An 11,989-nucleotide genomic window follows, 5' to 3' on the forward strand; every position below is an offset into this window, starting at 1 on the left:
TCCTGAGAAGATGGTAGCTATGGCGGGACTTGAACCTGCGACCCCAGCATTATGAGTGCTGTGCTCTAACCAGCTGAGCTACGTAGCCATGGCTGGGGTGCTAGGATTCGAACCTAGGTATGCCGGGATCAAAACCCGGTGCCTTACCGCTTGGCGACACCCCAATTTTTGAGGGAGGAGATGGCTGGGGTGCTAGGATTCGAACCTAGGTATGCCGGGATCAAAACCCGGTGCCTTACCGCTTGGCGACACCCCAACAGCACTTACTTCTCCAACTAAGCGAAAGCTTAGTTCATGGTACGGGAGGAGAGACTTGAACTCTCACACCTTGCGGCACCAGAACCTAAATCTGGCGTGTCTACCAATTTCACCACTCCCGCTCCGATCTCAATTTTACATCCTGAGAAGATGGTAGCTATGGCGGGACTTGAACCTGCGACCCCAGCATTATGAGTGCTGTGCTCTAACCAGCTGAGCTACATAGCCACTACGATTTCTCGCATCCCTCTTGGCGAGGAACGGGGCGTATTATGCTGATTCACCGAAGACAGGTCAACAGCTTTTTTAGCACATTTCACCCCAAAGATACCGTTCGCCTAATCCTTCATCAAAGCGGGCAACAGATAAGCAAAAAAGCCTGTTGCCCGCCTGACCAATAGCTTAGACGTTGAACAGGAAGTGCATCACATCGCCGTCTTTAACTATGTAGGTCTTGCCTTCCACGCGCATCTTTCCGGCTTCTTTGGCGCCCTGCTCACCCTTGTAGGCGATAAAGTCGTCGAAGGAAATCACCTGGGCACGGATAAAACCACGCTCGAAATCAGTATGAATTTTACCGGCAGCCTGCGGGGCGCTTGCACCCACAGACACTGTCCAGGCACGCACTTCTTTCACGCCGGCGGTAAAGTAGGTTTGCAGGTTGAGCAGCTCATAACCGGCGCGGATCACGCGATCAAGGCCAGGCTCGGTCAGACCAAGGTCAGCCATAAACTCATCACGCTCTTCCACGTCCATCTCGGCCAGTTCTGACTCAATGGCAGCGCACACAGGCACAACCACGGCGTTTTCTTTGGCGGCGATGGCGCGTACCGCATCCAGATGCGGATTGTTCTCAAAACCGTCTTCCGACACGTTGGCGATGTACATGGTCGGCTTCAGGGTCAGCAGGTTCAGGTAAGCCACGGCTGCCAGTTCTTCCTTGGACAGTTCCAGCGAGCGCAGCATCTTGCCTTCATCCAGCGTCGGACGCAGCTTTTCAAGTACTTCCACTTCAAACTTGGCGTCTTTGTCGCCGCCCTTGGCACGCTTTTGCTGACGCACAATGGCGCGCTCAACGCTGTCAAGGTCCGCCAGTGCCAGCTCTGTGTTGATCACTTCAATGTCACCGGCCGGATCCACGCGGTTGGCCACGTGGACAATGTTCTCATTTTCGAAGCAGCGCACCACGTGGCCGATAGCTTCGGTTTCACGGATGTTGGCCAGGAATTTGTTGCCAAGGCCTTCGCCCTTGGAAGCGCCGGCAACCAGACCGGCGATGTCCACAAACTCCATGGACGTTGGAATAACGCGCTCAGGGTTAACAATGGCTGCCAGCTGATCCAGACGCGGATCTGGCATAGGCACTACGCCGGTGTTTGGTTCGATGGTACAAAATGGAAAGTTTGCCGCTTCGATACCAGCCTTGGTCAGCGCGTTGAAGAGCGTTGATTTACCAACGTTGGGCAGACCAACGATCCCGCATTTAAAACCCATAAAATTAACCCTTTTCTTAACTGTTGCAGCGTAACTGAATTATTCGGCCTTAAAGCTATGCAGCCTGTGCATCGCCTTGGTCATATCTTCTTTGAACAGGATTTCAGTGGCACGAACCGCCTCATCTATTGCGGCATTCATCCGCCCCTGCTCGGTTGCCGGCGCCTTGCCCAGCACATAACCACTGACCTTGTTCTTGTCGCCGGGATGGCCAATACCAATCCGCAAACGATAGAAATTTTTGTTGTTAGCCATCTTGGCGATAATGTCTTTCAGGCCATTGTGACCGCCATGACCACCGCCAAGCTTAAACTTGGCCACACCGGGATCCATATCCAGCTCATCGTGAGCCACCAGAATTTGCTCCGGTTCAATGCGAAAGAAATTGGCCAGCGCCGCCACCGACTTTCCACTCAAATTCATGAAGGTAGACGGAATAAGCAGCCGCACATCCTTGCCACACAAAATCGCCCTTGCCGTTAAACCGAAATACTTGGGGTCTGGCGCCAGGCTTACATTGGTGATGCGGGCCAACTCTTCCACATACCAGGCACCCGCATTATGGCGGGTTTGGGCATATTCAGCCCCAGGATTGGCCAGGCCCACAATCAGTTTAATATCGCACATGGATAACAGAACTCTTGTCCCGCACCCGTTTCAGGCTAGGCCAGAAATCGGGCACTGGTGTTGAAAACGGCGCATTTTAACACCCAATTGCACGCCCCAACAAATAAAAGGCTCAACAAATAACGCCGGGGCCAGATATGGAGGCCTGAAAAGCAAAAGGCGCCCGCAGGCGCCAAATCCGACATGGCGATGAGTTACTTCAGGCCCATGGCGTACTTGAGCACTTCACGCTTAATGGGGCTGTCCACATTGGCAAGTTTCAGCGCCGCGTTGCGAATAAGCTTAAGCGGCAGCAAATCATTGCTGAACGAAGCGTAAAAAGCATCCATGGTGGACATCATCAACTGATTGTCACGCCAGCGTTTTTGCTGATAGCGAGACAACACGGACTCAGCAAACCAAGGCTCAGCTGTATGCTTGGCTGCGCGAATTTCCTCAACAAGCACTGCCACATCTTTAAAGCCGAGATTCACTCCCTGCCCCGCCAACGGATTGATGGTGTGGGCCGCATCACCGAGCAGCACCAGATTAGGATCAAAATAGCGCTGGGCATGGCGGCGGGTCAGCTTGAAATGGCCCTTGTCCAACACTTCAAACTCAGGGGCGAGCCGTGACGGGAAATGCTGCCGAATAGCCTCGGCCAATTCTTTATTGGACAGCTTGGCGAGCGCGGCAATCTTACCGGCATCGTCGTACCACACCAAAGAGGCATGTTTGCCGGGCAGCGGCAGCAAGGAGCGCGGCCCTTGGGGGGTAAACTGCTGCCAGGTCACATCCTGCTGCTCACAGTCAGTGGCAATGTTAATCAGCATCGCCGACTGTGCATAGTCCCAACCGGTCAGCCCGATATTGGCAAAGCTGCGCACCTGGGAGTTGGCGCCATCAGCCCCCACCAGCAATCGCGCCCGGATACAGTCACCAGAGTCCAGATGCACATCAATGGCACCGCCCTCAAGCTCAGCTTCGCTGACTCGCTGGTAGCTCGCAACCCTGGCGGGGGCTTTCACGGTTAAGCTATCCAGCCGGTCGAATACATCCCAGATAGCGAGCTGCACCACCCTGTTTTCAACGATATGGCCAAGATGGGATGCGCCGATTTGGCTGGCATGAAAACGGGTGATAAAACCTTCAAGCTCCCAGGTTTCCAGCCCCAGATAAGGTACACAGCGACGTGCCGGGATCCCTGCCCAGGCTCCCAGCTGCTCAAGCAGCTTTTCACTGGCAACACTGAGCGCAGATACCCGCACATCCAGCGGCTGTGCCGCATCAAATGCCTCGGGCAAGTGGGATTCGACCAGAGTCACATTCAACCCAACACCGGCGAGACCTGCAGCCACCGCTGCGCCAACCATACCACCACCAATGACAACAACATCCTGCTCAATCAAGGCTGTCAAATCCCGCTCCTCTGCATTATGTAAATTCCTGCTCACAAGCGTATGCATTTGTTTCTGAAACCCGCTTTAGCCACACCTGCTTACAAAGGGCAACAGAGTGACATTAAACCCAAGTCTACACTGGGTCTGTCTCACTATTAACATCACAGCAAATGTCGGAGCGTACCAATGAAAACACTGATTCTGTTCGCTGCCATTGCAGCTACTGCCGCCGTAACATTCCCCGCGAATGCATCTGCCATGGAAGTCATGACTGTAGTCTACCGAAGCCCGCTGGATTATGCCTTATATCAACAAAAGGCGGAAATGTTGGGCGTGTTTCATGCAGAGCATGGCGAAAGCATCCGCATTGATGCCCACGAACAACTCAATGAGATGGCCAATGCCTTCAACGCCATGTTTTCTTTGGCACAAGCTCCCATCTCATCGGACTTGTCTTTAGCAACCAAACCTATCCGACTGATGACAGCCCCACAGTAAACAGGGGCTCAGCTGCGTTTGCCTGTCACCTGGCTGCAGGTCACCAGCAAAAAGCCCGGTCGGCGATTAAAGGGCATATTGCCAGCGGGTGCTATGTCCCTAATTGGCTTGTGGGCTTTGCCCCACCGGACTTGCCGCGGATAAAAAACACCCGAATAAATGCCCTCACACCCTAGCCACAGGGGGTATCAATGGGTAAAATGTCGCGCTATTTTTTATGTGGTTCCAAGAGCGACGCAAACTGATGAGTAAAAAACTCCATATCAAAACCTGGGGCTGTCAGATGAATGAGTACGACTCATCCAAGATGGCTGATTTGCTGGGCGAATATCAGGGCTACACCTTGACCGAAGAGGCCGAGGAAGCAGACATCCTGCTGCTGAACACCTGCTCAATTCGTGAGAAGGCGCAGGAGAAGGTGTTTCATCAGCTGGGTCGCTGGAAAACCCTGAAAGACAAGAATCCCGATCTGATTATCGGCGTCGGCGGCTGCGTGGCGTCTCAGGAAGGCAAGGCCATCAAAGACCGCGCCCAGTGCGTGGACATCATCTTTGGCCCGCAGACACTGCACCGTCTGCCGGAAATGATTGACCAGGTTCGCAGCGGCGAAAAAGCGGTGATTGACGTGTCCTTCCCGGAAATCGAGAAGTTTGACCGTCTGCCGGAACCCCGCGCCGAAGGCCCGACCGCATTTGTCTCCATCATGGAAGGTTGCAGCAAGTACTGCTCTTTCTGCGTGGTGCCTTACACCCGCGGTGAAGAAGTGAGCCGTCCGATGGATGACATCATCCTCGAAATCGCCCAGCTCGCCGAGCAAGGCGTGCGCGAAGTGAACCTGCTCGGTCAGAACGTAAACGCCTACCGCGGTGCCAAGCATGACGGTGAAATCTGTACCTTCGCCGAGCTGCTGCGTTATGTTGCCGCCATCGACGGTATCGACCGCCTGCGCTTTACCACCAGCCACCCCATTGAATTTACTCAGGATATCATCGACGTTTACGAAGATACCCCAGAGCTGGTGAGCTTCCTGCACCTGCCGGTGCAGTCGGGTTCTGACCGCATTCTGACCGCCATGAAGCGCGGCCATATGGCCATTGAATACAAGTCGATTATCCGCCGCCTGCACAAGGCCCGTCCGGATATTCAAATCAGCTCTGATTTTATCGTGGGCTTCCCCGGCGAAACCGCCCAGGACTTCCAGGACACCATGAAGCTGATTGAAGACGTGAACTTCGACATGAGCTTCAGCTTTATCTACAGTGCCCGCCCGGGTACTCCGGCGGCCGATCTGCCGGACGACGTGGATATGGAAGAGAAAAAGCAGCGCCTGGCTGATTTGCAGGAGCTTATCAACCAGCAGGCCATGCGCTACAGCCGTCAGATGATGGGCACAGTGCAGCGCATTCTGGTGGAAGGTCCCTCAGTGAAAAACCCGATGGAGCTGCGCGGCCGCACCGAAACCAACCGGGTGGTGAACTTCGAAGGCCTGCACAAGCACATAGGCACCTTCGTGGATGTGGAAATTGTGGACGTGTTCCCCAACTCACTGCGCGGCAAGTTTATCCGCGGTGAAGACGAAATGGACCTGCGCAAGAGCCTGCGCCCAGAGGACATTCTTGCCAAACACCAGAAAGCCGATGATCTGGGCGTGACCAAATTCCAGCCTTGATGGCAAAGAATACATAAGGGCGACTCGGGTCGCCCTTACCGTTTTAAGCCCATACTGCTTTGCATCACAGCCGCGAAACGCAGTATATTTCAGCTTATGGCGTTGGGCATTTGCTCAACTGTATGGATATTGACGCCGGAGTATTGATTGGCCAGTAAACTCACCACCATGAACCTGTATCTGGAGCCGGCAGACAGCCGCCGTCTGGCATCCCTCTGTGGCCCCTTTGATGACAATATCAAGCAGCTGGAGCGCCGCATCGGCGTAGAGATCAGCTATCGCAACAACCATTTCCAGATTGTAGGTCAACCGCGCAACTGCCTGACCGCCAATAACCTGCTCAAATCCCTGTACGTGGAAACCGCACCGGTGAAAGGCAGCACGCCGGATTTGGAGCCTGATCAAGTGCATATCGCCATTCAGGAGGCTATCGCCCTTGAAGCCGAAACCGAGCACGAGGATCAGAAAGAGCACTACATCAAGACCCGCCGAGGCGTGATTAAGCCCCGTAACCCCAACCAAAGCCAGTACGTGGTCAACATAGTGCGCCACGACATTACCTTTGGTATTGGCCCCGCCGGTACAGGTAAAACCTACCTTGCCGTTGCCGCCGCCGTGGATGCGCTGGAGCGTCAGGAAATCCGCCGCATTCTGCTGACCCGCCCTGCGGTGGAAGCCGGTGAGAAACTGGGCTTTTTGCCGGGAGATCTCAGCCAAAAGGTCGATCCTTACCTGCGCCCTCTTTACGATGCGCTGTTTGAAATGCTCGGCTTTGAGAAGGTGGAACGTCTGATTGAGCGCAGCGTAATTGAAATTGCGCCGCTGGCCTATATGCGTGGCCGCACCCTCAACGATGCCTTTATTATTCTGGACGAGAGCCAAAACACCACTGTGGAGCAGATGAAGATGTTCCTCACCCGCATCGGTTTTAACTCCAAGGCAGTGATCACGGGTGATATCACCCAGATTGACCTGCCCAAGCATCAGAAGTCCGGTCTGCGCCACGCCATTGAAGTGCTGGGCGATGTGGACGAAATCAGCTTTAACTTCTTCCAGTCCAAAGACGTGGTGCGCCACCCCGTGGTTGCCCGTATCGTTGAGGCCTACGAAGAGTTCGAAGCCAAACAGCAGGCAAGCAAAGGCCGCCACGACAGCCAGTACCGTCTGGGCGATGACGCTGCTCCGGCTGCCGAGGTAAAAGAGGGGCAAGAGCATGGCGCTTGATTTGGCTCTCGACCTGCAATATGTCGTAAAACCGGACAATTTGCCCACCCCGGCTCAGTTTGAGACCTGGGTACGGGTCGCGCTTGGCAATACCCTGGATGAAGCCGAGCTGACCATTCGCATTGTGGACGCCAGCGAAAGCCAGCAGCTGAATCACGATTACCGTGGTAAGGACAAGCCGACCAATGTGCTGTCATTTCCCTTTGAGGCGCCCCCCGGAATCGAGTTGCCTCTGCTTGGGGATCTTGTTATTTGTGCGTCCGTCGTTGAAAATGAGTCCGTTGAGCAACAAAAGGCCCTGGAGGCCCACTGGGCTCACATGGTTGTACATGGTTGCCTGCATCTGCTAGGTTATGACCATATTGAAGACGCCGAGGCTGAAGAGATGGAGTCGTTGGAAACGACACTCATAACCGGCCTTGGTTATCCCGATCCCTATAAGGAGCAATAATCGGCTTATCAAAAGCCGTGAAATCACTATGAGTGACGACATACCCCCGAGTAGCAACGCCCAAAAGAAAGGCTGGTTTGAACGCGTTAGTCAGTTATTCCAGGGCGAACCTCAAAATCGTGACGATCTGGTGGAAGTGATCCACGATGCCGAGCAACGCGACCTCATCACCGAAGACACCCGGGAAATGATCCAGGGTGTACTGGAAGTCTCGGACCTGCGGGTACGTGACATCATGATCCCCCGCGCCCAGATTGTGGCCATAAAAATCGACAGCACTGTCGAAGAACTGCTGGCAACCGTTATCAGTTCGGCTCACTCCCGCTTCCCTGTGGTCAACGACGATAAAGACCATATCGAAGGCATTCTGCTGGCCAAGGATCTGCTCCAATACGGCTTCAACAACAGCGACGAGCCCTTCGCTCTGGAAAAGGTTATTCGCCCGGCTGTCGTGGTGCCAGAAAGCAAACGGGTGGATGTACTCCTTAAAGAATTTCGCTCACAGCGTTACCATATGGCCATAGTCGTGGATGAATACGGCGGCGTATCCGGGCTGGTAACCATCGAGGATATCCTTGAAGAAATCGTTGGCGAAATCGAAGATGAATTCGATCACGACAGCGTGGAAGAAACCGAAATCCGCAAGGTTAACAACACTGTTTATATGGTGAAGGCGTTAACCCCCATCGAGGATTTCAACGAAGAATTCAACACCAACTTTTCTGATGAAGAGTTTGATACCGTTGGCGGCATGGTCGCTCACGCCTTTGGCCACCTGCCTGAGCGTAACGAGCTTATCAGCATCGACGGCATCGAATTCAAGGTTATCAGCGCCGACACCCGCAGACTTATCCAACTCAGGGTAAAGTTTCCGGACGCCGAGCAGCTGGAAGCCCAGGAAGGCTGATCCTCAACGGGCCATCACCAGGAAATGCGGTTTGATGGCCCCGCTTACCGGGAAAGATAGCAACAAGTGGATTGGATGAACCGAATCACCGACTCACGTCGACTCAGTGCAGCCCTTGCCTTTTTGGCAGGGGCTTCTACTTCTTTGGCCTTTGCCCCTTACGCCCTCTGGCCGATTTACCCCCTCGCCATTGCCTTTACCCTACTGCTTGGCAGAGACCATGGCCCCAAGGCGGCCTTCTGGCATTGGCTCAGTTTTGGCTTTGGCGCCTTTGTGTTTGGCATCAGCTGGGTGCATGTCAGCATCGACCAGTTCGGCGGCTTACCGCTTGTGGTGTCGCTGACATTGATGGGGCTGCTGGCGCTGTATCTGGCGCTTTACCCCGCCCTGGCCGGCACCTTGTTTGCCCGATTTAAAGGCACACACCAGGGCTTTAATCTGCTCGGCCTGTTTCCGGCGCTGTGGATCTTAACGGAATTTTTACGCGGCTGGATGCTCACAGGTTTCCCCTGGCTGTGGGCAGGTTACAGTCAAACCGACGGCCCCTTATTGCCACTCGCCCAGGTCATCGGCGTGCAGGGGATTGGCCTGTTGGTAATCATGCTGGCCGGTGCGATAAGCTTACTTTTTCATCGACGCCCCGCTTCACTGTTATTCCTGCTGCCTTCACTGAGCCTGTCAGTGTATTGGGCCGATGTTTCGTCCACTGTTGCACGTAATGGCGACACGGTAAAAGTGGCTTTGGTGCAGGGTAATGTGGCACAAAGTATGAAATGGCAACCAGAGCAACTCTGGCCCACCATGCTTAAATATATGGATTTGAGCCGCCCGCATCTGGATGCCGATATTATTCTGTGGCCTGAAGCCGCCATTCCCGCCCCCGAGCACATGGTTGAAGATTTTCTAGACAATGCCAATCGGGTGGCCAATCTGAACGATAGCGCCATTATCACCGGCATTATCAGTCGCCAAAATCAGCGGTGGTATAACTCACTGATAGTGCTGGGCAATCATAACGCCAAGCATCAAGACAGCCCGGATTATCTCAGTGGCGGTGGCAATGAATTTCGCAAACACCACCTGTTACCCATCGGCGAGTTTGTCCCCTTTGAGTCACTGCTGCGCCCCTTGGCTCCCTTCTTTAACCTTCCCATGTCATCATTTAATCGGGGGGATTATCAACAGCCAAATCTTAAGGCGACAGGCTTTTCTCTTGCTCCGGCAATTTGCTATGAAATCGCTTTTCCGGAACAACTGAGGTTAAACGTTACGCCGGATACCGATCTGTTACTTACAGTCTCCAACGACGCATGGTTCGGTACGTCCAATGGCCCGCTGCAACATATGGAAATTGCCAGAATGCGCTCAGCCGAACTGGGGCGGCCACTCATTCGCTCAACCAATAACGGGGTCACGGCAGTTGTTGATGAGAAAGGCCAGATAACCGCCAGCCTGCCGCAATTCGAAACTGCTGTGCTTAACGCCAGCATAGCGCTGGTTTCGGGAGAAACCTGGTTTGCACAATGGGGCCATATCCCGGTACAAACTCTGTGTGCTTTACTGTTCATCTTGGCTCTGCTCAATCGACAAAGAGCATCCTGAATATTTAATTTCACATGAGGCCACCTGTTTTTTTGGTGTTTCAGGGATCCTTTCCTAGGCTTAGGAAAGGAGTACCCGTAGCCGGAGAAACAGGGACATGTTTGCCAACAAGCATATCGTCATCATCGATGACTCCGAAGCCATCTTAATGGTTATGAAGACCATGTTGGGCCGCATGGGCTTCGTGAAAATCACCACCCTGACCTCAGCCTTTAAAGCATTGGATTTGATAGGCACAAATCCCAACGATATCTACATGGTATTAACGGACCTGCGAATGCCAACTATCGACGGTCTGGAGGTATTACGCCGATTAGGCGAACTCAACTATGCCGGTGCTGTGGCTATCATTTCAGAAATGGACAGCCGTATCATTCATTTGGCCGCCGAAATAGCTCGCAATCACCATCTGCGACTCATCGGCTGTATCAGTAAACCCATTCAACTTGACGACATTTCGGCTTTGGTTGAAAAAGCTGATGAACTGTTAGCGAGCACTAGCTTCGATGACAACCAACTGGATTTAAGCCAAATTTGCGAAGCTTTTGACAGGGGCTGGGTCGTCCCCTATTACCAACCCAAAGTCAATTTCGCAACCATGAAGGTTGAGAGTGTCGAGGCACTGGTACGGCTCAAAATACCAAAAGAAGTCAATGCCGTGCGCCCTTGCCGATTTCTCCCCGCCGTGTTTGAAGCTGGCATGCTACCCAAACTTTCAGCTCAAGTGCTGGAACTTGCGACGCAAGATTTCAGCCAAATCAAAAGTCTCCTTGGTGCACATGTGAAACTCAGCGTAAATTTATGCCCCCAAGAGCTGGAAAATACCTATCTGGCAGATTCAATTGAAGCCATATGGCAAGACAAAGGCTTTGAAAATAATGAGCTCATTCTAGAACTGACAGAAGAGAGGTCAATTCAAAGCAATCAACAACTTGAGTGTTTAAACCGCTTGAGATTAAGAGGTTTTGGCCTGTCACTTGACGACTTTGGCACGGGCTTTACCAATATCAATCAACTGCGCAGTTTGCCATACACAGAAGTCAAAATTGACAGGTCGCTGGTGATAAACATTCACAGGGACAGCTTTTGCCAGGCCGTGGTTAATGGTCTGGCCGATATTGCGCAGCAACTCAACATTAACCTTATCGCCGAAGGTGTGGAGCACTTCAACGAACTGAAGTTTTTAATGGAAAGGTACCCGCAATTGATATTACAGGGATATCTCATCAGTATGCCAAGGCCACTGGAAACCCTGAGTGCCTGGTTCAGAAGCTGGCAGCGACAATTCGGTCACCCCAAAGTAGTGCATATCAATGCCACACGGAAAAACAAATGAGCCCGGCAGCTAGCTGCTGACCGGGCGCAATCGGCCTGTCATCAGGGAGTCAGCGGCTCACGAATGAACTCATCATTGTCACACTCGGGGCAATCGGGCACCAGCGACGGGAACTCGATATCCATACCATGGCCGCAGCTGGTGCATACCATCCGCCCCTGACTGATTATTTCACCGCTCTGATAATAACCATGATGCTTGAAGTCCTGCGCCAACTCATGCCACTCCACCTGGCTGCGGTCAGTAATTTCAGCAAGCCAATGCCAAAGCGTGTTTTCAAGTGCAATAAAAGAGGGACTATGGGAAAGTACATTCTGATTCTTTTCCTGCAAAAAGGTAGCAATATCCCGCTTCAGAAATTCCAGCGCCAGCGCCAGCTCTTCCTCATCGGCCTGCGCCTTTAACCTGCCAAATGCATCACCTGAGGTCATCAACCGGTAAAGGTTTTTGGCGTTCAGTTCCGGATTTGCCTCAAAGTGGGTTGCCAAATCTTTTGTAAGATCCTGATACAGGGCCAGTAAAACTGTGCTTCTGGTCGTCATCG

11 protein-coding genes and 5 tRNA genes are annotated in these 11,989 nt (G+C 53.1%); 7 read left to right on the top strand and 9 right to left on the bottom strand.

Features of this window, described 5'->3' with window-relative positions:
* Positions 1 to 11: 11 nt before the first annotated feature.
* The 8 genes from ABYK60_RS13345 to ABYK60_RS13380 form a co-directional block, all read right to left on the bottom strand.
* Positions 12 to 88 (bottom strand) — tRNA-Met (locus ABYK60_RS13345).
* A 1-nt stretch (position 89) separates the two neighbouring features.
* A tRNA-Gln gene (locus ABYK60_RS13350) sits at positions 90 to 164 on the bottom strand.
* A 17-nt stretch (positions 165 to 181) separates the two neighbouring features.
* Positions 182 to 256 (bottom strand) — tRNA-Gln (locus ABYK60_RS13355).
* Positions 257 to 295: 39 nt separating this feature from the next.
* Positions 296 to 380, bottom strand: a tRNA-Leu gene (locus ABYK60_RS13360).
* 29 nt (positions 381 to 409) lie between these two features.
* Positions 410 to 486: transfer RNA gene (locus ABYK60_RS13365), tRNA-Met, on the bottom strand.
* Positions 487 to 660: 174 nt separating this feature from the next.
* Complete coding sequence (gene ychF, locus ABYK60_RS13370; RefSeq protein WP_372872518.1) at positions 661 to 1,752, bottom strand: redox-regulated ATPase YchF; 1,092 nt, start codon at positions 1,750 to 1,752, stop codon at positions 661 to 663.
* A 39-nt stretch (positions 1,753 to 1,791) separates the two neighbouring features.
* A complete protein-coding gene (gene pth, locus ABYK60_RS13375; protein WP_372872519.1) occupies positions 1,792 to 2,379 on the bottom strand; it encodes an aminoacyl-tRNA hydrolase in 588 nt (195 codons plus the stop codon).
* Positions 2,380 to 2,573: 194 nt separating this feature from the next.
* Positions 2,574 to 3,824, bottom strand: coding sequence for an FAD-dependent monooxygenase (locus tag ABYK60_RS13380; protein WP_372872520.1), 1,251 nt, complete (start codon positions 3,822 to 3,824; stop codon positions 2,574 to 2,576).
* 120 nt (positions 3,825 to 3,944) lie between these two features.
* Here ABYK60_RS13380 and ABYK60_RS13385 point away from each other — a divergent pair, with 120 nt between their 5' ends.
* From ABYK60_RS13385 to ABYK60_RS13415, 7 genes are all read left to right on the top strand, one after another.
* On the top strand, positions 3,945 to 4,256 hold the full coding sequence (locus ABYK60_RS13385; protein WP_372872521.1) for a hypothetical protein: 312 nt from the start codon (positions 3,945 to 3,947) through the stop codon (positions 4,254 to 4,256).
* Positions 4,257 to 4,500: 244 nt separating this feature from the next.
* Positions 4,501 to 5,925, top strand: coding sequence for a tRNA (N6-isopentenyl adenosine(37)-C2)-methylthiotransferase MiaB (gene miaB / locus ABYK60_RS13390; protein ID WP_372872522.1), 1,425 nt, complete (start codon positions 4,501 to 4,503; stop codon positions 5,923 to 5,925).
* A 147-nt stretch (positions 5,926 to 6,072) separates the two neighbouring features.
* On the top strand, positions 6,073 to 7,149 hold the full coding sequence (locus ABYK60_RS13395) for a PhoH family protein (protein ID WP_372872523.1): 1,077 nt from the start codon (positions 6,073 to 6,075) through the stop codon (positions 7,147 to 7,149).
* Positions 7,139 to 7,600, top strand: coding sequence for an rRNA maturation RNase YbeY (ybeY, locus tag ABYK60_RS13400; RefSeq protein WP_372872524.1), 462 nt, complete (start codon positions 7,139 to 7,141; stop codon positions 7,598 to 7,600). Before ABYK60_RS13395 ends, ybeY begins: the two co-directional genes overlap by 11 nt.
* 28 nt (positions 7,601 to 7,628) lie before the next feature.
* Positions 7,629 to 8,507, top strand: coding sequence for a CNNM family magnesium/cobalt transport protein CorC (gene corC / locus ABYK60_RS13405; protein WP_372872525.1), 879 nt, complete (start codon positions 7,629 to 7,631; stop codon positions 8,505 to 8,507).
* A gap of 75 nt (positions 8,508 to 8,582) precedes the next feature.
* Positions 8,583 to 10,109, top strand: a complete 1,527-nt coding sequence (gene lnt / locus ABYK60_RS13410) for an apolipoprotein N-acyltransferase (protein ID WP_372872526.1) — start codon at positions 8,583 to 8,585, stop codon at positions 10,107 to 10,109.
* 97 nt (positions 10,110 to 10,206) lie between these two features.
* Positions 10,207 to 11,445, top strand: a complete 1,239-nt coding sequence (locus ABYK60_RS13415; protein ID WP_372872527.1) for an EAL domain-containing protein — start codon at positions 10,207 to 10,209, stop codon at positions 11,443 to 11,445.
* Between the two features lie 41 nt (positions 11,446 to 11,486).
* Here the strand turns inward: ABYK60_RS13415 and ABYK60_RS13420 are convergent, their stop codons facing one another.
* Positions 11,487 to 11,987: a zinc ribbon-containing protein gene (locus tag ABYK60_RS13420; protein ID WP_372872528.1), complete on the bottom strand. Its 501-nt coding sequence runs from the start codon at positions 11,985 to 11,987 to the stop codon at positions 11,487 to 11,489.
* Positions 11,988 to 11,989 lie beyond the last annotated feature (2 nt).

Source organism: Shewanella sp. (genome assembly GCF_041630135.1).
Classification (GTDB): Bacteria; Pseudomonadota; Gammaproteobacteria; order Enterobacterales; family Shewanellaceae; genus Shewanella.